The following is a 23,323-nucleotide window of genomic DNA, read 5'->3' as shown; positions in this document are numbered from 1 at the left end:
ATGACCAGTATCCGGCGCGCCCGCGAATCCGATGTTCCCGTAATCCTCGAGCTCATCCGCGAGCTTGCCGTCTACGAAAAGGAACCGGACGCGGTCAAGGCCACCGAGGAGCAGCTGAGGCACGCCCTCTTCGGCGACACCCCCTCCGTGTTCGCCCACATCGCCGAGGACGACGGCGGCGTGCAGGGTTTTGCTCTGTGGTTCCGTAATTTCTCCACCTGGGAGGGCGTGCACGGCATCTATCTGGAGGACCTGTACGTGCGCCCGGAGTCGCGCGGTGCGGGACACGGAAAGGCGCTGCTGCGCACCTTGGCACAGCACGCCGTCGAGAACGGTTATGCCCGGGTCGAATGGGCGGTGCTGAACTGGAATGAACCATCCATCAACTTCTACCGCAGCCTGGGCGCGCTGCCGCAGGATGAATGGTCCACGTTCCGCCTGACCGGCACCGCGCTGAGCGAATTCGGCTCCACCGCTCCTGCCCGGACGGCATGATGCACGACGGCGCAGCCCACCGGATTGCCGCCTCGCACATCATGCACGGGGCCAGGACGGTGGAACACTGGTTCACCGTTCCGCTGGTCCACGGGGACGCGGACGGCGGCAGCATCGAGATCTTCGCCCGGGAATACACATCCCTGGAGCACACCCCCGAGGCAGTAGAATCCCTGCCCTGGCTGCTCTTCCTGCAGGGCGGTCCGGGCGGCCGCGGCAACCGGGTAACGTCCCTGGGCGGCTGGATGAAGGAAGCCGCACGGCACTTCCGCATCCTGATGCTGGACCAGCGCGGAACCGGGCTGTCCACTCCCCTCTCACGCCAGAGCCTTCCGCTGCAGGGTGACGCGGCGGCACAGGCGGACTACCTGGCCCACTTCCGGGCGGACTCCATTGTGGCGGATGCCGAACTCATCCGGCAGGAGCTGGCCGGCGCGCCCTGGAGTATCTTTGGCCAGAGCTACGGCGGTTTCTGCGCCCTGAGCTACCTTTCATTTGCACCGGCGGGACTGCGCGAGGTCCTGATAACCGGCGGCCTGGCACCGCTGGCCGGCCACCCGGACCGGGTGTACCAGGCCACCTTCAAGCGGGTCGAGGCACGCAACGCCGAATACTTCGCCCGCTATCCAGCGGACCGCCTGCGGGTCACCCGGATAGCGCGGCATTTGGAACAGGTGCCGGAATTCCTGCCCACCGGCGAGAGACTGAGCGTACGCCGCTTGCAGATGCTCGGTTCCTTCCTGGGCGGCAATACCCGGGTGGACGCCCTGCACTACCTGCTGGAAGATGCGTTTACCGCCACCCCGGCAGGCCCGCGGCTGACCGATACCTTCCTCGAACAGGTAGGCCATCAGGTCAGCCGGGCCGCCAATCCGCTCTACGCGCTGCTGCACGAATCCATCTACGCCCAGCACGAAGCCACCGCCTGGTCCGCCTGGCGGGTCCTGGAGCAGTATCCCCAGTTCAGCCCCGAAGCGGAGCATCCTCTGCTCACCGGCGAAATGGTCTACCCGTGGTATTTCGAGGAGGACCCGGCTCTGGCGCCGCTGCAGGAGGTGGCCGGGCTGCTAGCCGCCAAGAGCGACTGGCCCGGTCTTTACAACCTCGAACGGCTGGCCGCCAACACCGTGCCGGCCGCAGCTGCGGTGTATGCCGAGGACATCTACGTGGACCGCGACCTGTCGCTCGAAACTGCCGACCAAGTCCGGGGCCTGCAGGTCTGGGAGACCGCCGATTTCCATCATGACGGCATTTCGGACGACGGCGAGGCCATCTTCCGCCGCCTGCTCGCCATGTGCCGCAGCCAGGATGGCGCCGTAGAATAATCCGCGCGCCGGGCGCCCCCGCCGGAAACAGCGTGTGCGCGTCCTAGGTCCGTCATTGGGTCCCGCGGTTCCGTGCGGCCTCCACGACGGCGAAGACCAGGACGACGGCGGCCGCCAGCGCCGCTGCCAGGTTCAGCCCGGCGAAGCCAAAGAACGCAAGCGCTACGCAGGAGAGCGCAGCTCCCAATGCGCCCGCGGCACCCATGCAGGTATCGGAGACACCCTGCACCAGCACCCGGTCCTCGTCGGAGACAGATTCCGTCAGCAAGGTGGAGCCGGCGATCGTGGCAGCGGACCAGCCCACGCCGAGGACAGCAAGTCCGGCTCCCACCCACAACTGGTCCCCGTGCCCGATTCCGGCCAGCCCGACAGCGGCCAGCAGCACCAACTGGGCTGCCATGATCATCCGAGGCCTGCCCAGCCTGTCCGTGAGCAGGCCGATTACCGGCGACAGCGCGTACATGCCGGCGATGTGCAGGGAGATGGTGAATCCGATGAACGCGAGTGTGTCCGCGTCGCTGTGGTGCAAACCGGAGGCATGGTCGAGCGCCTGCAGATGGACGGGAGTCATGGACATCACGGCAACCATGACCAAATGCGCTCCGACGACCGTAACCAATCCAAGCTGCGCCATCGGTGACCGGTGGACAGCTGCCAGACCGGCGCCCAGCGAACCACCGCGGAGCATTCGGGGCACGGCAGAGCCGGAAGATACTGGCGCCGTTCCGGCGCCAGCGGCAACGCTCCGGGCCACCAATAGCGGATCCGGACGCAGGCCGACAAACAGCAGAGTCGCTCCGATGGCCAGCCCTGCCATCGAAAACAGGAACGGACCGGACGTCTCCGGCAGGGACAGCGCCAAGGCCAGTTCGGCTCCGGGTTTGATCAGGTTCGGTCCTGCCACCGCTCCGATGGTGATGGACCAGACCACGAACGACAGGTCGCGCCCACGGTGCTCCGGCCGGGCCAAGTCGACGGCAGCGAACCGGGCCTGCAGGTTGACTGCAGCGCCGACGCCGAGCAAGGCAGATCCAGCCAGTACCAGCACGTAGGAACGCAGAATCGGCGCCAACACCATGAGTGCGGCGCCCAGAAAAGCCAGCAGCAGGCCGCAGATCAGCGCCTGTCGCCGGCCTCTCCGTGCCGCCAGGCTGGCCAGCGGCAGGGCGACCAGTGCACCGGCCAGGGACAGGGCCATGGTGGATGTACCGGCAAGTTCTTCATTTCCGGAAAGCTCCACGGCAAGAAGCGAACCGATCGCCAGCGCGGCACCATTGCCCACGCCGCTGAACAATTGGGCGAGGGCAAGGGTTAAAACAGTACGGCGCTGGATGCGTCCAAGACGTGCTTGGGCATCCAGCGCCGCGTTGACAGGAAAACTCACACTGCGAGCATAACGCCGCTGCGCACCGCGCGCTTCCTGTCGTTCAGCCGGTTACTGTTCGTTGAGCTTGTCTTCCTCGCGCTCCTCGCGGCGGCTGGCTTCCAGATCCGCAGCAAGTTCCGCGTCGAGCTTTGCGGCCTTGGCCGCAGGGCTCAGCAGGCTCGCCACGGTGGCGATGACAATCGTGCCAACGATGACCGCCAGGGAGACGAAGGTCGGGATCTCCGGCGCCCATTCGATGGGCTGGCCGCCGTTGAGGAAGGGCAGTTCATTGACATGCATGGCGTGGAAAATCAGCTTGACGCCAATAAAGACGAGGATAAAGGCCAGGCCGTGCTTGAGGTAGATCAGACGCGTCATGAGACCGCCCAGCAGGAAGTACAGCTGGCGAAGGCCCATCAGCGCAAAGATGTTGGCGGTGAAAACAATGAAGGCACTCTGGGTCAGACCGAAGATTGCCGGGATGGAGTCGACGGCGAAGAGCAGGTCGGTCAGGCCGATCGTCACGAACACGATGAGCATCGGGGTGAAGACCTTTTTCCCGTTCACCACGGTGCGGACCTTGTTGCCGTCGTACTTTTCGCTCATCGGCACCACAGTGCGCAGCTTGGCGATCAGCGGGTTCTCCGCGCCCTCTTCTTCGTCTTCGCCGTCATCCTTGGCCTGCTTGTAGCCGGTCCAGAGCAGGAAGGCGCCGAAGATGTAGAAGATCCAGCTGAAGTTCTCCACCAACTCTGCGCCCAGCAGAATGAAGATGCCGCGCAGAACCAGCGCGATGATGATGCCCACCATCAACACTTCCTGCTGGTACTTACGCGGCACGGAGAAGCGCGCCATGATGATGATGAAGACGAACAGGTTGTCGATGCTGAGGCTATATTCCGTCACCCAGCCGGCCAGGAACTGCCCGCCGAATTCAGGCCCGGTGAAGGCGAACATCATGCCGCCGAAGATCAGGGCAAGCGCCACGTAGAAGGCAACCCAGAGCCCGGCTTCCTTCATGGAGGGCTCATGCGGGCGTTTTACGACATAGAGAAGGTCGAACAACAGAACAAGTCCGAGCACCACAAAGGTGCCGACTTCAAACCAAAGGGGTAATTCGAGCACGAAAAAGGCCTTTCGAGGGTACGAGTGGTTGCCGCAAGTCTCTCCGCCGGCAACCAGAGGCCGGCCGCTGTGCCCGGCCCGGCTACTTCGCCGGGCGTGTTGACGTTCACAGCACTTGGGATACTCCCCTACGCCTCAACGAGTGTACCCGATCGGACGCTCCGGAGTCAGGCGTGACCGGCTGCAAGCATCTGCCGGAGGTCCTTCTTCAGATCCGCCACCTCGTCGCGCAACCGGCCGGCAAGCTCGAACTGCAGCTCGGCTGCCGCCGCGTGCATCTGTGCCGTCATTTGTTCAATCAGCGTTGTCAGGTCCTCCGCTGGAGCAGCTGCCAGGCCATCCTGCCGGATCTTTTCCTTCGGCTTAGCGGCCGAAAATCCTCGCTTGCCCTTGCCGTAATCAAACTCACTCAGCAACTCCGCAGTATTAGCATCCTCGCGGGCCAGCTGGTCGGTAATGTCCGCAATCCTTTTACGCAGCGGCTGCGGGTCCACCCCGTGTTCCTTGTTGTAGGCCTGCTGGATTTCGCGGCGCCGGTTGGTCTCCTCGATGGCGTGCGCCATGGAATCGGTGATCCGGTCCGCATACATGTGCACCTCGCCCGAGACGTTACGGGCCGCGCGGCCGATGGTCTGGATCAGCGACGTACTGCTGCGCAGGAACCCTTCCTTGTCCGCATCGAGGATGCTGACCAGGGAGACTTCGGGCAGGTCCAGTCCTTCACGCAGCAGGTTAATGCCGACCAGTACGTCGAAGATACCCATCCGCAGCTCGCGCAGGAGCTCCACCCGGCGCAGGGTATCGACGTCCGAGTGCAGGTACTGGACTTTGACGCCGTGGTCCATGAGGTATTCGGTCAGGTCCTCGGCCATCCGTTTGGTCAAGGTGGTGACCAGGACCCGTTCGTTCTTCTCCACCCGGGTGTTGATCTCGCCCAGCAAGTCGTCGATCTGGCCCTTGGTCGGCTTAACTACGACTTCCGGGTCGACCAGGCCGGTGGGACGGATGATCTGCTGGACGTACCCGTCGGCTTTGCCCAGCTCGTATTTCCCGGGCGTCGCCGAGAGGTACACGGTCTGGCCTATCCGCTGGAGGAATTCATCCCACTTCAGCGGCCGGTTATCCATCGCCGAGGGCAACCGGAAACCGTGATCCACCAGCGTGCGCTTGCGTGACATATCGCCTTCGTACATGGCGCCGATCTGTGGAACCGTCACGTGGGACTCGTCGATCACCAGCATGAAGTCGTCGGGGAAGTAGTCCAGCAGGCAGTGAGGAGCGGTGCCAGGTCCGCGGCCATCGATGTGGCGGGAGTAGTTTTCAATGCCGTTGCAGAAGCCCATCTGCTGCATCATTTCGAGGTCGTAGGTGGTGCGCATGCGCAGCCGCTGGGCCTCCACGAGCTTGTTCTGGGACTCCAGTACCTGCAGCCGGGCCGCCAGCTCATCCTCGATGTCCTTTACCGCCCGGCTCATACGCTCAGGCCCCGCCACGTAGTGCGAGGCTGGAAAGACATACATCTCGGTTTCCTCGCGGATCACCTCGCCGGTCAGGGGATGCAGCGTATAAATCTTCTCGATTTCGTCCCCGAAAAACTCGATGCGCAGGGCCTGTTCCTCATACATCGGTATGATCTCCACCGTGTCCCCGCGCACCCGGAAGGTGCCCCGGTGGAAGTCCATGTCATTGCGCGCGTACTGCATGGCCACGAATCTGCGCAGCAGCTCATCACGGTTCATTTCCTCGCCCTGGCGAAGGGTCACCATGCCCGCTACATATTCCTCGGGTGTTCCCAGACCGTAGATGCAGGAGACCGTAGCAACGACGACGACGTCACGGCGGGTCAGCAAGGCGTTGGTCGCCGAATGCCTGAGCCGTTCGACCTCCTCGTTCACGGAGGAGTCCTTTTCGATGAACGTGTCCGTCTGCGGCACGTACGCTTCCGGCTGGTAGTAGTCGTAGTAGGAGACGAAGTATTCCACCGCGTTGTTTGGCAGCAGTTCCCGGAACTCGTTCGCCAGCTGGGCTGCCAGCGTCTTGTTCTGGACCATGACGAGCGTGGGCCGCTGGACTTGTTCGATCAGCCACGCCGTCGTGGCGCTCTTGCCTGTGCCCGTGGCACCAAGCAGGACAATGTCCTTCTCCCCTGCCTGGATCCGCTCGGTCAGTTCCTTAATGGCTCCGGGCTGGTCACCTGCCGGCTTGTAATCACTGACTACTTCGAAGGGAGCTACAACTCGGTTGATGTCCTGCGCAAGACTCATGACATTAACGGTAGCCCCAATCGCGGCCAGCGCGTGTCCGCGATTGCTCCCGGCTGAACAGGAACCGGGAACCAGGTTGTTCAACGCCTACCGCTGATCCGGGAAGGAGAATTTGCGAAACTGGTTGGCGTCGGTGTGCTGCCGGTGGATACTGTGAGCTAATAGCGACGCCAATCGAACCGAACAGAAGATGAGGATCTGCAAAGATCACTGATCTGGATGGAGAGACCGTGCCAACAGATGAACGATCCCCTGAGCCGGAGCCGGGTCAGAGGCCCGGCCAGGACGACGCAAACTCCCAGCAGAACGCCCCGTCTGAGCGCGTCGAGAAAAAATACGCGGCTCCGACAACGGATACTCCTGAAGGCAGGAAAACCATCCGGAACGCTATCGGTGCGTCGGCGATGGGCAACGCCACGGAGTGGTTCGACTACGGCATCTATGCCGTAGCGGTGACGTACATCACCGCCAACTTCTTCCCCACCGAAGGCGGCCTTGGCACCGCCCTCGCGCTGGCCACCTTCGCCATCTCATTCCTTGTCCGTCCGTTGGGCGGGCTGGTATGGGGTCCGCTCGGCGACCGGCTTGGCCGCAAGGCCATTCTGGCTCTGACCATTATCTTGATGGCCGGTGCCACTTTCGCCATCGGCCTGCTGCCTAATTATGAAACTATCGGCGTCTGGGCCCCGATCCTGCTGATCCTCCTCCGCATGGTGCAAGGGTTTTCCACCGGCGGCGAATACGGCGGCGCGGCCACCTTCATGGCCGAGTACTCGCCGGATAAGAAGCGCGGTTTCTTCGGCAGCTTCCTGGAATTCGGCACCCTGTTCGGTTTCATCCTCGGCACCGCGCTAGTGCTGTTCTTCCAGATCGTGCTGGGCGAGCAAGCGATGACCGAGTGGGGCTGGCGCCTACCGTTCCTGGTGGCGGGTCCCATGGGCCTGATCGGTCTGTACCTGCGCACCAAGCTCGAAGATACGCCGGTCTTCCGCGATCTTGAGGACCATCATCAGGAAGAGCCGAACGCGAAGACCGAGCTTCGCGATCTGGTCGTGAAATATTGGAAGCCGCTGCTGACCATGGGCGGACTGGTCGTAGCGCTGAATGTCACGAACTACACCCTGCTGAGCTACATGCCCACCTATCTGCAGACGGAGATCAATCTCTCCGCCAACAACGCCCTGACGCTGCTCCTGGTGGGCCAGCTGGCCATGATGGTTGTCATCCCGTTTGCCGGCAGGCTTTCCGACAAGGTCGGCCGAAAGCCAATGTGGTGGGCTTCTCTGCTGGGCCTTTTCGTGGCCGCCATTCCGATGTACCTGATCATGCGGATCAACTTCAGCACGGCCCTGATCGGCTTTGCCGTGCTGGGTCTGCTGTACGTACTTCAACTGGCGACGATTTCCGCGACGTTCCCGGCCATGTTCCCCACCCAGGTCCGGTATGCCGGTTTCGCCATTACCTACAACGTGTCAACGGCGCTCTTCGGCGGCACAGCGCCGCTGGTGAACGATCTGCTGATTCAAGCTACCGGCGACACGCTGGTTCCCGCCTACTACATGATGGCGGCCTGCGTCGTCGGCGCCGTTGCGCTGAAGTTCATCCCGGAAACAGCCGGTTGCTCCATCCGCGGCACGGAAATTCCCAGCGTCGAACGGGACCGCGCAGAAGCGGCCCGCTGACGGACCACGGCTGGGTAGCGCGCGGGGCAGCGCTACCCAGCCGCGCTGTCCGGCTGCCAGTGGACACGGCGCATCCATTCCTGCATCGCTGGTTCCGCTACCTCAGCGAACCAGCGTTCCTTATCTTTCGCGTAGCGGCCGGTTGAGCTGTCCTTTGCATGCAGGTTGGCCAGCCGTTCCTTTTCCGCCAAATACTCGTGCGCCATCTGCGGGTTGTCGCGCAGCCAGTCACGGAAGCCGAGCGCGAACCGCCAGCCAGGGGATCCTGTCACCCGAACATGGACGTTTGCGCTCCGCCCCGGGTCCGCATTGCCATGCAGCCGCTTCTCCCAGTCGGCCGGGTCCGGGTGCGACGGTTTGGGGATGTCCCGCCACAGTCCCGGACGACGAGGGAAGCCAGCCGACGCTAAGCTGCCTGCAACGGCGTCGGCTTCAGCCAACGAACGCACGCTGACCTGCAGATCGATGACATCCTTCGCAGGCAGCCCCGGAACAGCGGTGGAACCGATGTGGTCCACCGCCAGAATCCGTTCATTCGCCGATCTGATGCGGTCCGCCAGCCGCTTCGCCTGCTGCGGCCAGTCCGAACGGGGTTCGGCCAGGACGGGCCCGCCGCTGGATGCGGCCACCCGGGCCGCCGCAAGGTTCGCCGCGAAGGGTTCGAGTCGCTCATCCCAGAGGCGGTCCACCCGCGCAAGAATGGCTTCCTGCGATTCCACGTTTTCCAGTACGACGTCGGCCGCGGCCAGGCGCTTGGCATGCGTCGCCTGCGCTGCAATGCGTGCCCGGGCGTCGGCCTCGGCCATGCCGCGGTCAGAGATCATGCGCCGGATCCGGACTTCCTCGGGTGCATCCACCACAAGAACCAAGTGGAACCGCGACCCCTGCCCGGTTTCCACCAGCAGCGGGATGTCCTGAACGACGATTCGTTCCGGCTCGGCATCTGCAACCAGCTGCGCCGAACGTGCACGGACCAGCGGGTGGATGATGGCGTTGAGCTGTTCGCGTTTCGCATGGTCACCGAAAACAGCAGCGCCGAGCGCCGGACGGTCCAGTCCGCCGTCGTCGGTCAGAATCTCTTTCCCGAACGCCTCCACCACGGCCTGCAAGCCGGGCGTCCCCGGTTCGACTACTTCGCGAGCGAGCACGTCGGCATCGATCAGCAGCGCGCCGCGTTCACGCAGCCGCCGCGCCACTAGGGATTTACCCGCGGCAATGCCGCCTGTCAGACCGACCTTAAGCACAGCATCAGTCTAGCCAGACCGCGTGCAAGCTCCGGCTGTTGCTACGCAGCCGCCGCCGGTGAAATGTTCTGGTTGATGTGAAACAGATTCTGCGGATCGTACTTAGCCTTGATCTGTGCCAACCGGTCATAGTTGTCCAGATAGGACGCACGGATACGCTCCTCGCCCTCGCCCATCATGAAATTGATGTAGGCGCCGCCGGCAGTAGTCGGATGCAGCTCCTCCCAATATGCTTTGGCCCAATCGGTGATGAGCTGTGCGTTGGCCGGATCCGGGTCGACACCGACAATGACCCCTGCCCAACCGCCACCACGGTAGGCGAACGCCGTGGCAGTTTCCGGGATGCGTGCCGCGGCGCCGTCGATCGGGTACAGATGCATGGTCGAATGCCCGGTAGGCAGCGACGCGCCGTACTTTTCGTGGATTCCGATCGCTTCGTCTGAAATCTCGTGAACGAAGTCCGCTTTCCAATACCACTGAAGCCCGGGCGGATAGAGTCCGTCGAACGCTGACTGCAGGACGGTGAACGGCATCTCCTGCAAGCCCACTACCAGCGGCGCGCCGAAATCGCGGACGGGTGCCAGGACGTCGTTCGCCTTGTCATGGCTACCGGTGTAGCACCAGACGATGGCACAAGACTTTCGGCCCCAGAGCTCCTCGGGGAACGGCGGTGCCGGCGGAATGGTGATCAGACCGAGCCAGCCGTTGAGTTCCTCCGGCAGGGACGGCAACAGTTCGCGGTACCACCGCATCACAGCGGCGGTGTCTGCCAGGTCATAGAGCACCGGACCGCCGATGATGGTGCCGTTCTCGCCGATATCGTGGCATCGGAAGGTGAAAGAGGTAACGACGCCGAAGTTGCCGCCGCCGCCGCGCAGGGCCCAGAACAGGTCAGCATAATTGTGCTCGTCCGCAGTGACCAGCCGCCCGTCCGCGAGGACCACGTCCGCACTGAGCAGGTTGTCCACGGTAAGCCCGAAGCGGCGCGACAGATAACCGATGCCGCCGCCGAGCGCCAGTCCGCCCACACCGGTGGAGGCGATGAAACCGGTCGGCGTTGCCATGCCGAAGGCGACGGTGGAATGGTCCACGTCGCTCCAGGTGCAGCCGCCGTCCACCCGGACCCTGTGCCCTGCGGGATCGGGCGTCGTGCTTCGCATGGCACCCAGATCGATCACCAGTGCGTGGTTCCAGACGCCCAGTCCGCCGGCATTGTGCCCGCCACCGCGTACCGCCAGTTCCACTCCATGCACTCGCGCAAAATTCACGCACTGCACCACGTCGGCGGCGTCGGCGACTCTGGCTATGGCCGCCGGACGGCGATCGATCATTGCATTGTAAACGGCGCGGGCACCATCGTAGCCGGCATCATCGGGGGTAATGAGAGCGCCCCGCAATTTTGTCGCCAACTCCGCGTAGGGCGGAGCGACGCTGCCGGCTCGACCGGCCGTTTGAGTCATCGTGTTCATCGGAAATTCTCCTCTTGAGCTGCGCCCCGGAAGCCCGGAACTGCCTTGCACGCTCCAGAGTAGGGACGCCGGCGTTCGTTGAGCGTTCGCCCGGAATCATCACGGAAGCCAACAAACCCGCTCGTGCTCTGCGCCGTGTTTTCACCTGCCTAAATCTTCAGGCAATAGCGTTATGCGTCGAGGCGGCCGAGCAAGGCGGAACTTCCCTGGGCTGTTGCAAGCTCCCGAGCCCGCTGCAGCATTTCTCTTGCCTCGGCCGTTCCTGATAGCTTGGCCCGCTGCCTCAGAACTTCGGGAAGCCACCACATGTCATCGCGCTGCTGCCCTGCTGCGAGTGCCGCATCCAGCACGGACCGGGCGGTCTGCCCGTCGCCTGCGTCGGCGAGATTGCCGGCGAGCAGAGAAAGCCAATACGGCATCCGGGCGAACGCGTCCTGGTTCTGCAGCGCGCGGATGCCCGCGCGGATTTGTGCCGTGCCAGAAGCTCCCCCTCTGACCCAACCCTGCAGAATGCGCGCCCACTGCCCGTAGTAGGCGAAATCGTACCGGTGGCAAATCTCCTGCAACTCGGCAACGAGCGGCGCCATCGAGGTTTTGTCGCCTAGCAATTGGTGGAACACTGCGACGTAGGACAACGCCACGGTAAGCGTATAAGGGTGTTCTAAGCTACGGGCGCGGGCAAGAGCTTTTCGGCACAGTTCCGCCGCTTCATTCTCTTCCCCGGCAAGCCAATGCGCATGCGAGGCCCATCCCATGGCGTGGACCTCCAGTTTGGTTCCCAGAATGAAGGAGTATCCGCCCGGGTCATTTTCGTAACAGTGGGCGAAATGCTCCATGGCCTCCCTGGGCCTGCCAAGGCTGAGTGCAGCCCCGGCCACCGCGAAGTGGGCCTGGCCCAACAGGTCCGGGTCTGCTGCTGCCATCCCCAGCGCTCGGTGTCCGATGCGATACGACTCGGCTGTCCCGCCCTGGACGAATCGTGCGGCGAAGAGACCGATCAGGCCGGCCAGCAGAACCTGCGGATGGTGTAATTGCTGGGCCAATTCGGCAGTGCGCTCGAGGGTGGCCAGCAGCTGTCCGGACGAGTAGCCATACAGTGCGGTTTCCGGAGGAGACATGGACCGCAGAACATCCAGTTCGCGTTCGTCACGGTCTTTTCCCGCAGGCAGCTTGGAGATCAGGTCCAAACATCGCCGGAAAAACTTCAGAGCCTCCGCATTAGCGAAGACGCCGGAGGCGGCGTCGGCCGCCCGCCGGAAGAACTGCAACGCCTTATCGGGCCGGGAACCCAGGCTGTACTGCTCAGCTAGTTGCGGAGCAACAACGTCGAGCCGATCCGAGTACAGCAGTTCCAGACCCTGCGCGAGTCTGCGGTGGAGCAGCCAGCGGCGGGCGGGAGTGACATGTTCATAGGCCACCGCACGCAGCAAGTCGTGGGTGAAATCGTATCCGCCGGCACGGGGACCAAGGATACGCATCCGCCACAATTCATCGACAGCATCAACCAGGGTGGCGTCGTCCTGGTCGCAGGCTTCGCCCAGCAGGTCCAGGGTGATGTCCCGGCCGAAGGCAGCGGTCAACCCGGCTATTTCTCGCGCCGTCGCCGACGACTGGCTCAGTCGTTGCCACAAGATGGAACTGAGCTCCGTTGCCGCGCCTTCCCCCTCCGTCCGGTGCGATTCCGGCAGGATGCGAGCGGCCTCAATAATGTACAGGGGATAGCCACCGGTGGCTGCATGGACCAGGGCAGCTTCTTCGGCGGGCAGCCGGCGCTCGCTGAAAGTGCTTGCGAGCAGGCCTGACGCAGCGGCAGACAACGGTTCCAGGGGCAGTTCGGTGACCAGTCCGGCCGCACGCAGGCCCTGCAAAAATGCACGCACCTGCGGTTCGCCGGCGGCCGCTGAGAAGCGCAACGTGGCGGCCACGAGCAAGCCGCTTTGCCCGGCGGAACCCAACAGGTACGACAGCCAGGAGCACGTCTCGGCATCGGACCACTGCAAATCGTCCAGCACCAGGAGCACGGGCCTGCCGGTTCCTGTTACCGCACGGGCCAAGCCCTCGAAGAACCGGTGCCGCTGCCAGGCATCGACCATGGCCCGGCTGCCGGCCTGCTCCTCGCCTTTAATCGGAGCCGATGCAGGCATGGTCCGGTCCGGGAGCAAACGGGCCACTTCCGCCCGCCAGTAGGCAGGCATAGCCATGAGGGAAGAGCGGAACGCATCGTTGCGCAACCAGGCGGCCACTGGCGCCAGTGGTATCCGCCCGGGTGTGCTGAAACACCTGGTCTGGGCCACAAGTCCGCCGGACGTGCGGGCCAGCGCGGCCAGTTCCTCCGACATACGCGTCTTTCCGACCCCGGGGTCTCCCGAGATGAGGAGCAAACCGACCTTCCCGGCTGCGGCCCCCTGCCACGAAGAGTCGAGAATCCTCAGTTCCCGGTGACGACCAACCAGCGGACTGCGCACAGGGCGGGATGACGCAGTTCCGACCCCGGCCGCGCGGAGCAGTCCGCGGCTGTTAAGCACTCGGTCGAAAAGCCGTTGCGTCACCGGGTCCGGACCTACGCCCAGCTCCTGTTCCAGGAGTGCCTCGCAGCGGTGAAAGGTGTGCATTGCGGCAGCACGGTCTCCGAGCTGTGCCTGTACTTCCATCAATTGCCGGTAACCCCTTTCTTCCAAGGGTTCGAGCCGGATCCGTTGCTCTGCCAGCACCGCGGCGCGCCGCGGCTCCTTCAACTCGTTGCAGGCCTCGACCGACTGGTCGTAGAGCAGTACACACTGTTGCTTCAGCTCCTCCCGCGGCTCCAGAATCCAGTCGGCGTAACAGCCCGGCATCAACGTTCCACGGTATTGGTCCTGCGCCTGCTGGGCGTGGCCCAGGAACGCCGGGTAATTGGCCGCCTGCCAGGCCAGCCGCGCCGCGTTGGTCTCGGCTTTGAAGACCTGCACGTCGGTCCAGCAGCCTGCCGTGTCCTGCCAGCTCAGTGTCCCCCCGCGGCTGCCAAGGCATCCGGCATCTCCGATGATCCCCTTCAGGTTGTGCAACTCCCTGCGCAGATTCGTCAGTGCCTGGCTGCTGGTGGAATCCGGCCAGAACAATCCAGCCAGGACCTGTCTCGGCACCTGCGTTCCGGCATGTAACGCCAGATAGGCCAACAGCTCGACCGGACGGGAGACAGGCACCGAGGAACTGCTGCTGACGTCAATGACCAGCCGCTGCTCCCCCAGAAGATACAGTTCCAGCACAGCTGGAAACCTCCCCGATACTCGCCCCGGCTGCCATTTTCCCACCGGCCAAGGCAGGCAGCAACGGTTGGCACCGGCTGAGAGGACCCTTTGTACACGTCTGCGCGGACACCGTCGCGCTAGGCTGGTTGAGTGCATCCTGCCTCCCAGTCCACAGTAACCAGCTATACGACCGTTGCTGGCGAGCACCGGCACGAAATCGAGATCAAGCGTTCCCGCTTCATTACGGTGCTTCGCCGCGTTGAGACCGAGGAAGCCGCCCGGGACCTTGTCGCTGGCCTGCGCAAGGAGTTCCACGATGCCCGGCACCATTGCTCTGCGTTTGTCCTTGGTCCGGATCGCGATGTACAACGTTCCAATGACGACGGCGAGCCCTCCGGTACTGCCGGCCTCCCGATGCTGGAAGCACTGACCAAACGCGAGACAGCGCCCGGGGTGACAGACCTGAGCGACGTTGCGGCCGTCGTCGTACGCTATTTCGGCGGTATCCTGCTTGGCGCCGGCGGTCTGGTGCGCGCCTACTCGGAGTCGGTGTCGCAGGCCGTGGCTTCCACTCGATTAGTGCCGCGGCTGCGCATGCAGCTGTATGCAGTCGCTGCGGAGCACGCCCAAGCCGGCCGGCTCGAGAACGAACTGCGGGCCGCAGGCGTGACCGTGCTCGGCAGCGACTATGGGGAGGCCGGAGTCGATATCAAAGTGGCCCGTGCGGACGAACCCGAGGTGCTGGCCCGCTTCCATGAGCAGCTTGCTTCGCTCACCGCGGGCGGAGAACCAGCCGTGCCGCGTGGCACCGAGTGGGTGGATCTTGCCTGAACTGGACTTGGCTCGCTTGCGCCGCTGGCCCGACGTGGAGGCGGAGAACCTCTACGCGGCGGATGCGGCGGACCGGCTGCTGCTCGACACGGCGGCCCCAGTGTTGGCCGGGTTGCAGGGCAACGAGATCGCCGTGGTCAACGACCATTACGGGGCGCTGACTCTGTCCCTGGCCGCCGCAGGTTTCACGGGACTGCGGGTCCATCAGGATCCACTCTCTGCCGAACAGGCGTTGGCGAACAATGCCCGCGCGCTTGAACTCGAAGGCTTTACCCACCAGGCCATGGGCCGGGAGCTGTTTACGGGCACCCGGCTGGTGCTGATGCAGCTGCCCAGGTCACTGGACGCCCTTGAAGAAACGGCAGCTTTCATCGCCGTCGGGGCGGCGCCCGACGTGACCGTGCTCGCAGGCGGGCGCGACAAACACATGTCGCCCGCCATGAACCAGGTGCTGGGAACGGCATTCTCGTCGGTGAGCGCCGGGCATGGCCGGCAGAAGGCCCGGGTACTGACGGCGGCCGCGCCCCGCGCCGAGGTCAGCACCCGTTTCCCGCTCCAGGAAGTCTACGACGTCGGGCTGCCGGCCCCGATGCGGATCGTCGCCTTCGGCGCTACCTTCGGCGGCGCCAAGCTCGATGTGGGCACCCGGTTCCTGCTTCCGGCGCTGGCGGGTGCCCGAGCTGCCAGGCGGGCCGTGGATCTGGGCTGCGGCAACGGGACGATAGCCGCGTACCTCGCACTCACGCGCCCGGACCTGGCTGTCCTGGCCACGGACCAGTCCTCGTCCGCCGTCGCCTCGGCCCGGGCAACCGCGGAGGCAAACCGTGTCAGCGCGCGCGTGACCGTCCGGCGGGACGATGCCCTGTCCGCCCTCGCTGACTCCTCCGAGGAACTCATTGTGCTCAATCCTCCGTTCCATATCGGGAACGCCGTGCATGCCGGCATCGCCCTGAAGCTGTTCGCCGACGCCGGCCGGGTGCTCGCTCCCGGTGGCGAGCTGTGGACGGTGTGGAACAGCCATCTCGCATACAAGCAGGCTCTGAACCGGCTGGTCGGGCCGACCCGCGAGGTCGCCCGCAACCCGAAGTTCACCGTAACGGTCAGTACCCGCCGGCCCTAGAGGAGGTGTTCGGCAGACAAAAGAACCCCTGTCCGAGGACAGGGGTTCTTTTGTCTGCTTACCCGTTAGGGCAGGCGGAATTAGTTGCCGGTAAGCTTCTCGCGCAGTGCGGCGAGGGCCTCATCCGAAGCGAGCGTTCCGCCACCGGTGCTGGCGGTCTCCGTCTGAGCGGGCTCAGAGGAGTAGCTGGTTGCAGCGGATTCGCCGGTCTCGGAAGTAGCCTGGGTGTCTTCCTGCAGGTGCTGGGCAACCTGCTTCTTGTGCGATTCCCAACGGGACTGGGCATCAGCGTACTGCTGCTCCCAAGCGGCACGCTGGGTCTCGTAACCCTCAAGCCACTCGTTGGACTCCGGATCGAAGCCCTCCGGGTACTTGTAGTTGCCCTCTTCGTCGTACTCGGCAGCCATACCGTACAGGGCCGGGTCGAACTCGGTACCCTCCGGGTCAACGCCCTCGTTGGCCTGCTTGAGGCTGAGGGAGATGCGGCGGCGCTCGAGGTCGATGTCGATGACCTTGACGAACAGCTCGTCGCCAACGGAGACAACCTGCTCGGCCAGCTCAACGTGGCGGACGGCCAGCTCGGAGATGTGGACCAGACCTTCAATGCCGTCTTCAACGCGGACGAACGCACCGAACGGAACCAGCTTGGTGACCTTACCCGGAACAACCTGCCCAAGGGCGTGGGTGCGGGCGAAGGTCTGCCACGGATCTTCCTGGGTGGCCTTCAGCGACAGGGAGACACGCTCGCGGTCCAGGTCGACTTCCAGAACCTCGACGGTGACTTCCTGGCCAACTTCGACAACCTCGGAGGGGTGGTCGATGTGCTTCCAGGACAGCTCGGAGACGTGAACCAGACCGTCGACGCCGCCCAGGTCCACGAATGCACCGAAGTTGACGATGGAGGAAACGACGCCCGGACGGATCTGGCCCTTTTCCAGCTTGTTGAGGAAGGTGGAGCGGACCTCGGACTGGGTCTGCTCGAGCCATGCACGGCGGGAGAGCACCACGTTGTTGCGGTTCTTGTCCAGCTCGATGATTTTGGCTTCGATCTTCTGGCCGATGTACGGAGCCAGGTCGCGCACACGGCGCATCTCGACGAGGGAGGCGGGCAGGAAGCCGCGCAGGCCGATGTCGAGGATAAGACCACCCTTGACGACCTCGATGACGGTACCGGTGACGACGCCGTCCTCTTCCTTGACCTTCTCGATGTCACCCCAGGCACGCTCGTACTGAGCACGCTTCTTGGAGAGAATGAGGCGGCCTTCCTTGTCTTCCTTTGTCAGGACAAGGGCTTCAACCTGATCGCCTACGGCGACAACTTCGCCGGGATCAACGTCGTGCTTGATGGAAAGCTCGCGGGACGGGATGACACCTTCGGTCTTGTAACCGATGTCGAGCAGAACTTCATCGCGGTCAACCTTGACGACGGTACCTTCGACGAGATCACCGTCATTGAAGTACTTGATGGTGGCGTCGACGGCAGCGAGGAAGTCTTCGGCGGTACCAATGTCGTTGATGGCGACCTGAGGGGTACCGGGCTTCTCGGTGGAGGTGATGGTCATGTAGTAGGGGCTCCGATGTGGATAGATTTCTTAGTTCCGGACGGTTTGACTCCACGTTCGGCACCAGCACAAAATAGCTGCAGCCTTGCGGTTTTTGACCGTCCGGAGGTGGACTTTAATAAAAGGGTAGTGCGTACGCATTACGCGCCCGATAAGTCTAGCCGCTTGGGCCAACTGTGGTCAAAGCGCTACTCAGAAGTGCGTGATGCAGTACGGCTGTGCCCTGGTGGTGAAAATCCGCTCAAGCTTTCCGATGGCGTCCTCCGTTGCACCGGGCAGCCTGCCGGCGGCTGCGAGGGTTCCGGCCCTGACGCCGCCGAGGTAGAGCGAACCCAGCACATCGACGTCAACGCTCAGATCCACCGCGTCGTCCGGTGCCAGTGGATGCACCCGTGCCTTTCCGCCGGCGGCCTCCAGCAAGAACCGCCCTGCAGCCAGCCCGAGCGGATCAACAATCTCCAGCGCGAGGCGGCCCTCACCGTCGTAATGACGCGCTTGGAACGCATGGACCGGATCCAGAATACGTAGCCAGAGCACGTCTTCGGCTGATTTGGCCGCGTATCCCCGGCCGTCCTGCAGCGCCCACGGCAACGGATCCTCCACCGGGGCAAGGGACCAGCTGATGCGCTGCACCAGGTCGATGGAGCCCAGATACCGCCACAGTTCCCGGTAGCTTTCCCCGGTGGCTGCTACCAGATCCACGACCTTCATCGTGTACGGTTCCTTGGACCAACCGGCGAACCGGTAGCTCACGTACCCCTGGGGAGTTCGGCTGCTGTCGTAGTGAACGGCCGCCCGGATCGATTTGTCTGGTTCCGGTTTGTCGTGCCCCCATCGGCCCGAGATTCTCTTCGCATAGGCATACTGCCGGGCCACCGAACCTGGAGTACTCGCGTGGAACCGGGCAAAGATCTCGGGCCCGAGCTGCTGCAGGGAGGCCGGGTCCGCCATCTCGACCGTTCCGGCCGGCGGCGTCCGGAGGCCGAAACGCTCCTGGACGTCCACCTCCACCTCGCGGGTAAAAGTTGCTGCCCCGAAACCAAAGCGCCCGTAGATCGTCGCTTCGGATGCGGTGAGTGCGGCGATGCCCAGACCGGAGCGGGCAGCCTGTTCGAGATCGCTGGTGATCAGGCGGCGTAACAGTCCGCGCCGGCGGTGGGTGGGCCGGACCGTCACGGCGGTGATCTGGTGGGCATCGAGCAGGCGGCCGCCGCCGACATTCATGCTGTTGACCATAGTGGCGTACGTGGCCACCGGGATATCGGGACTCCACACGCCGGGGCGGGGCTCGTCGTCGTAAACTCCCCACAACACGCGGTTGTCCGCAGCGTAGCCCTTCGCATATTCGGCTAGGTGCGCCGCATCGGGAGAACTTTCATGGAAACCTGCGTCGACGGCGTCGAACCAGCCTTGGAAGCGGGACGAGGGAATGCCGCCCTCAGTATCCGCTGGGAACTGTTCAATCCGCAGAGTCGAGGATGCGGTAGCCGCGTTGGTGTCCACGGTCTTCGAGCCTAGTGGGCATTCTCGGCTTCCACCAGATCCTGGGACCGTTGCAGCCGCCCCGCGAGGCAATCAGCGATGGCGCCGGCAGCGATGATGCAGCCCAACATCTCCAGACCTTCCTCCAGGATCAACCCCGCGGAGAAGACGTAATCGGGGCCGTTCTGACGGATCCAGCCGTTGAACGCTTCGACACCCAGTGCGCCCGCACCGTAGCAGCCCAGCCCCACGGCGAGGCGCCGTCCCGTTTCCCGCGGCAACGACCGCCCGGCGAAGAACAGCACAATGGCGCCGGCAATCCCAACGACCGCCCCGAGCACGAGCCAGGGGTAGGTCGGGGTGTCCAACCCTGCGGCGAGGAGCGGCCGGGCGAGCCGCTCGTGCAGCCGGGCTGCTTCGTCGAGGCTCAGGTAGGCGGCCGCCGCCGCAATTACTGTCCAGGAGAAGCGTGTCCTGCCGTCCGCAGCCAGCGCGGAGGTTGCCGCCAGCGCGGTTACCAGGAACAGCAGCGCTGAGTTCCACCAGGTAGGCAGGTTGGCCTCGGCGCCGATGTCCACGAATTCCTTCGCTTCCTCCAGTGGGACCACGTAGTGGAGGGCGAACACGGCTGCGAACAGCGCCATGATCAGGCCTGTAGCCAGCAGAAGTAAGCGGACGGCCGTGCGGGCAGGTGGCTGTTGGCCGAAAAGCAATTGAATTCTCCTGGCATGGCCGGCTTCAACGATCAGCGAAACCCTACCGCCAGTAAATGAGACAAATATGAGAGCCGCAGCCCCTGTCGGGCCGGTGCTGACAGCACCGCTGAAGCCGGCCCAAGCGGCCGGCTTCAGCCATCCGGATCAGTGGCCGGCTTCGTTCCAGTTGCTGCCGACTCCGACCGACACGTCCAACGGAACAGTCAGCTCTGCTGCTGCCGCCATCTGCTCCCGCACCAGCTTCTCCACAATCTGGCGCTCCCCCGGGGCGACCTCGAGCACCAATTCGTCATGCACCTGCAGCAGCATCCTTGACGACAGCTTGTGGGCTCTGAGCCCGGCATCGACACCGAGCATGGCCTTCTTGATGATGTCCGCTGCCGAGCCCTGGATGGGCGCATTCAGGGCGGCGCGTTCCGACATTTCGCGCAACTGGCGGTTGTCGCTGTTCAGGTCCGGCAGGTAGCGGCGGCGGCCTTCAATCGTGGAGGTAAAACCGTCCTTGCGTGCCTGCTCGACGATGCCGCGCAGGTAGTCCCGGACGGCGCCGAACCGCGCGAAGTAGTCCTTCATCAGCGTCCGTGCCTCGTCAACCGAAATCTTCAGCTGTTTGGACAGCCCGAAGGAGCTCAGGCCGTACACGAGGCCGTAGGACATCGCCTTCACCTTGGCGCGCATCTCGCTGGTGACCTCTTCCGGGGCCACGCCAAAGATGTGGGCGCCGACGAACCTGTGCAGGTCCTCGCCCTGGCGGAAGGCCTGGATCAGTCCCTCGTCGCCGGAGAGGTGCGCCATGATGCGCATTTCGATCTGCGAGTAGTCCGCCGTGAGCAGCGTTTCGTAGCCCTCGCCCACGATGAAGACTTCGCGGATGCGGCGGCCTTCTTCGGAACGGACAGGGATGTTCTGCAGGTTCGGGTTGTTCGACGACAGGCGCCCGGTGGCCGCCACCGTCTGCGCGTACGTGGTGTGGATACGGCCGTCCTCCGCCACGGACTTTTTCAGCCCTTCGACCGTCTGCTTGAGTTTGCTGGCATCCCGGTAAGCGAGCAGCTGCACCAGGAACGGATGCTGCGTTTTGGCGATCAGATCGTTCAGCGCGTCCGCGTCCGTGGAATAACCCGTCTTGATCTTCTTCGTCTTGGGCAGTTCCAGCTCGTCAAACAGGACGGTCTGGAGCTGCTTCGGCGAACCGAGATTGATCTCCTTGCCGATGATCCGGAAAGCTTCCGAACTGGCAGCATTGATGGTGGAGCTGAAGCCGTCCAGCAGGCCGTCCAGCTTGTCTACGGCGACGGCGATACCGTCCAGCTCCATCCGGGCAAGCACCCACGACAGCGGCAGGTCCAGCCCGGCCAGCAATTGGTTCGCGCCGCGCTCGATGAGCTGGCCGGCAAAGTGTTCGCTCAGTTCCAGCGAGGCGAATGCTTTTGCGACGGCTGGAGCCGCCACGTCGTCTTCGCCAAGGCTCAGCTCCAGTTGGCCGCCACCGGACGCTGCCGCCGACGCTACCGACAGCTTCAAGTGGTACTGCGCCAGGTCGGCCAGATCATAATTGCGGCGGTCCGGCTGGATCAGGTATGCGGAGATCGCCGTGTCATCAATGACGCCCGCCAGTTCAAGGCCACGGACGGAGAGCAGCTTGTAGGCCGACTTGAAATCGTGGATCACCTTGGGCGCATCCAGATCCTCCAGCCACTCGGCGAGCCGGCGCTCGGCGTCGGCGTCGAGGCCTTCAAAGGCAACGTAAGCGGCAGCAGAGGGACTCACCAAGGCCAGCCCCACGGCGTCGTCCCCTGCGGTGGTTTGCTCGGTGACCAGTTGCACGGCAACCGGGAGCTGGTTGGTGCTGTCCAGCCAGTCATCCAGTTCCTTCTCGCTTGTCAAAACCACGTGCTGCGGTGCGTGGACCTCGGTGTCCTCCTCCTGCTCTTCGCCGCCAAAGGTGTCGATCAGCCGCTTGCGCAGTGTGTTGAACTGGAGGGCATCGAAGAGTTCCTCGATGGCATCCCGGTCCGGCTGCTGCAGAAGCATGGTTTCCAGGTTGACCGGCAGGTCCATGTCCCTGAGCAGGTGGTTGAGCCGGCGGTTGCGCTTGACCTCCTCGACATTGGCCCGGAGCGCTTCACCGACCTTGCCGCCGATGGCATCCAGGTTCTCCAGGATGCCGTCCAGCCCGCCATACTGGTTGATCCATTTAGCGGCCGTCTTTGGACCCACGCCCGGTACGCCGGGGAGATTGTCCGCGGTCTCGCCGACGAGCGCCGCCAGATCCGAGTAGCGGGACGGGGAAACGAAGTACTTGGCCTCCACGGCCGCGGCATCCATGGGCGGGATGTCGCTGATGCCCTTCTTCGGATAGAGCACGGTCACGTTGTCCGTGATGAGCTGGAACGCATCCCGGTCGCCGGAGACCACCAGCACATCCCAGCCGGCCGCTTCGCCCTGGGTGGCAAGGGTGGCGATGATGTCATCGGCCTCGAAGCCGTCCATGGAGATGGTGGGGATCCGCATGGCCTCCATGAGCTTGATGATCAGGTCCACCTGGCCGTGGAATTCCTGCGGAGTCTTGCTCCGGCCGCCCTTGTACTCGCTGTACTCCTGGTCCCGGAACGTCGGGGTGTCAAGGTCGAAGGCCACCGCCACATGCGTCGGCTTGTGCTCGCGGATCATGACCAGCAGCATCGAGGTGAAACCGTACACAGCGTTGGTGTGCTGCCCGGTATCGGTGGAGAATTTGTCCGCCGGCAGGGCGTAGAACGCCCGGAACGCCATGGAATGGCCGTCGATGACCAGCAGCCGCTTTCGTTCCTGGCTGGAATTTTCTTCAAGGGCTGCAGCCGTGGCCGTCAGCGTATCGCCGGCCGGGGACACCGGTTTGTTAGTTTCACTCACAGGTGCCAGCCTAGTTCCCATGAGCGACAATTTCACACCGGAAGCGGTGCCGGCGGCAGCACCGGACTTGACTGACGAGCTGGTTTCCGCAGGGGTGCCAGTGGAGCTGCGTCCGTGGCTGCGGCATATGGGCGTTGGTGCCTTGGTAGTGAAAATGGGGATCGTTTTTTCGCACATGAGCGCCGAGCGGATGGTGGCCACCATGCCGGTCGAGGGCAATACGCAGGTGGCCGGGATTCTGCACGGGGGCGCGCATACGGTGATGGCGGAAACCCTAGGCTCCTTCGCCGCTGCCATCCACGCCGGACCTGACCGGCACGCGCTGGGCATCGAGGTCAGTGCTACCCATCACCGTGCCGCGGCCGCGGGGCTGGTGACCGGTACGGCCACCGCCATCCATCTGGGCCGGACGCTGACGGTCCACGAAGTGGTTATGACCGATGACCAGGGGCGCAGGCTTTCCACCGCCCGCATCACCAACATGATCCGGGACCACGCTTAAAGCAGGGACTATCCGCGT

16 protein-coding genes are annotated in these 23,323 nt (G+C 63.9%); 6 read left to right on the top strand and 10 right to left on the bottom strand.

Annotation, left to right across the window (positions count from 1 at the left end; translation table 11 throughout):
• Both J5251_RS14330 and J5251_RS14325 read left to right on the top strand, forming a co-directional pair.
• Complete coding sequence (locus tag J5251_RS14330; RefSeq protein WP_139003626.1) at positions 1–495, top strand: GNAT family N-acetyltransferase; 495 nt, start codon at positions 1–3, stop codon at positions 493–495.
• A complete protein-coding gene (locus J5251_RS14325; RefSeq protein ID WP_208576183.1) occupies positions 492–1,820 on the top strand; it encodes an alpha/beta fold hydrolase in 1,329 nt (442 codons plus the stop codon). The genes J5251_RS14330 and J5251_RS14325 overlap by 4 nt, the downstream gene beginning before the upstream one ends.
• Before the next feature lie 52 nt (positions 1,821–1,872).
• On the opposite strand, the gene J5251_RS14320 is transcribed toward J5251_RS14325, so the two are convergent.
• From J5251_RS14320 to uvrB, 3 genes are all read right to left on the bottom strand, one after another.
• Complete coding sequence (locus tag J5251_RS14320) at positions 1,873–3,204, bottom strand: MFS transporter (protein ID WP_244250680.1); 1,332 nt, start codon at positions 3,202–3,204, stop codon at positions 1,873–1,875.
• A gap of 51 nt (positions 3,205–3,255) precedes the next feature.
• On the bottom strand, positions 3,256–4,311 hold the full coding sequence (locus J5251_RS14315) for a TerC family protein (RefSeq protein ID WP_139003627.1): 1,056 nt from the start codon (positions 4,309–4,311) through the stop codon (positions 3,256–3,258).
• A gap of 167 nt (positions 4,312–4,478) precedes the next feature.
• Positions 4,479–6,575 carry an excinuclease ABC subunit UvrB gene (uvrB, locus tag J5251_RS14310; protein ID WP_208574356.1) on the bottom strand — a complete coding sequence of 699 codons (2,097 nt, stop codon included), beginning with the start codon at positions 6,573–6,575 and terminating at the stop codon, positions 4,479–4,481.
• Between the two features lie 230 nt (positions 6,576–6,805).
• Here uvrB and J5251_RS14305 point away from each other — a divergent pair, with 230 nt between their 5' ends.
• Positions 6,806–8,257 carry an MFS transporter gene (locus tag J5251_RS14305; RefSeq protein WP_244250679.1) on the top strand — a complete coding sequence of 484 codons (1,452 nt, stop codon included), beginning with the start codon at positions 6,806–6,808 and terminating at the stop codon, positions 8,255–8,257.
• Positions 8,258–8,289: 32 nt separating this feature from the next.
• On the opposite strand, the gene coaE is transcribed toward J5251_RS14305, so the two are convergent.
• The 3 genes from coaE to J5251_RS14290 all read right to left on the bottom strand — a co-directional run bounded on the left by coaE (position 8,290) and on the right by J5251_RS14290 (position 14,215).
• The gene (gene coaE, locus J5251_RS14300; RefSeq protein WP_208574355.1) at positions 8,290–9,501 is read right to left on the bottom strand and encodes a dephospho-CoA kinase; all 1,212 of its coding nucleotides are present in this window, start codon (positions 9,499–9,501) and stop codon (positions 8,290–8,292) included.
• A 41-nt stretch (positions 9,502–9,542) separates the two neighbouring features.
• The gene (locus tag J5251_RS14295) at positions 9,543–10,970 is read right to left on the bottom strand and encodes an FAD-binding oxidoreductase (RefSeq protein ID WP_244250678.1); all 1,428 of its coding nucleotides are present in this window, start codon (positions 10,968–10,970) and stop codon (positions 9,543–9,545) included.
• Between the two features lie 170 nt (positions 10,971–11,140).
• Positions 11,141–14,215, bottom strand: coding sequence for an AAA family ATPase (locus J5251_RS14290; RefSeq protein WP_208574352.1), 3,075 nt, complete (start codon positions 14,213–14,215; stop codon positions 11,141–11,143).
• A 132-nt stretch (positions 14,216–14,347) separates the two neighbouring features.
• On the opposite strand from J5251_RS14290, the gene J5251_RS14285 reads away from it, so the two are divergent.
• Positions 14,348–15,028, top strand: a complete 681-nt coding sequence (locus tag J5251_RS14285) for a YigZ family protein (RefSeq protein ID WP_208574350.1) — start codon at positions 14,348–14,350, stop codon at positions 15,026–15,028.
• Positions 15,021–16,148 carry a class I SAM-dependent methyltransferase gene (locus J5251_RS14280; RefSeq protein ID WP_244250677.1) on the top strand — a complete coding sequence of 376 codons (1,128 nt, stop codon included), beginning with the start codon at positions 15,021–15,023 and terminating at the stop codon, positions 16,146–16,148. The genes J5251_RS14285 and J5251_RS14280 overlap by 8 nt, the downstream gene beginning before the upstream one ends.
• 80 nt (positions 16,149–16,228) lie before the next feature.
• Here the strand turns inward: J5251_RS14280 and rpsA are convergent, their stop codons facing one another.
• The 4 genes from rpsA to polA form a co-directional block, all read right to left on the bottom strand.
• Positions 16,229–17,710 carry a 30S ribosomal protein S1 gene (rpsA, locus tag J5251_RS14275; RefSeq protein ID WP_208574341.1) on the bottom strand — a complete coding sequence of 494 codons (1,482 nt, stop codon included), beginning with the start codon at positions 17,708–17,710 and terminating at the stop codon, positions 16,229–16,231.
• Between the two features lie 192 nt (positions 17,711–17,902).
• Positions 17,903–19,213 (bottom strand): GNAT family N-acetyltransferase, encoded by a 1,311-nt coding sequence (locus J5251_RS14270; protein WP_208574333.1) that lies wholly within the window; start codon positions 19,211–19,213, stop codon positions 17,903–17,905.
• 11 nt (positions 19,214–19,224) lie between these two features.
• The gene (locus J5251_RS14265) at positions 19,225–19,836 is read right to left on the bottom strand and encodes a hypothetical protein (RefSeq protein ID WP_208574331.1); all 612 of its coding nucleotides are present in this window, start codon (positions 19,834–19,836) and stop codon (positions 19,225–19,227) included.
• A 216-nt stretch (positions 19,837–20,052) separates the two neighbouring features.
• Complete coding sequence (gene polA / locus J5251_RS14260) at positions 20,053–22,824, bottom strand: DNA polymerase I (RefSeq protein ID WP_208574330.1); 2,772 nt, start codon at positions 22,822–22,824, stop codon at positions 20,053–20,055.
• On the opposite strand from polA, the gene J5251_RS14255 reads away from it, so the two are divergent.
• A complete protein-coding gene (locus J5251_RS14255) occupies positions 22,823–23,305 on the top strand; it encodes a hotdog fold thioesterase (RefSeq protein WP_208574328.1) in 483 nt (160 codons plus the stop codon). The two genes, polA and J5251_RS14255, sit on opposite strands and share 2 nt — an antisense overlap.
• The last annotated feature ends 18 nt before the right edge of the window (positions 23,306–23,323 follow it).

The organism is Arthrobacter crystallopoietes (assembly GCF_017603825.1).
GTDB lineage: Bacteria > Actinomycetota > Actinomycetes > Actinomycetales > Micrococcaceae > Crystallibacter > Crystallibacter crystallopoietes_B.
The sequence above is the reverse complement of the archived record's forward strand: the minus strand, read 5'-3'. Positions and strand labels throughout refer to the sequence as shown.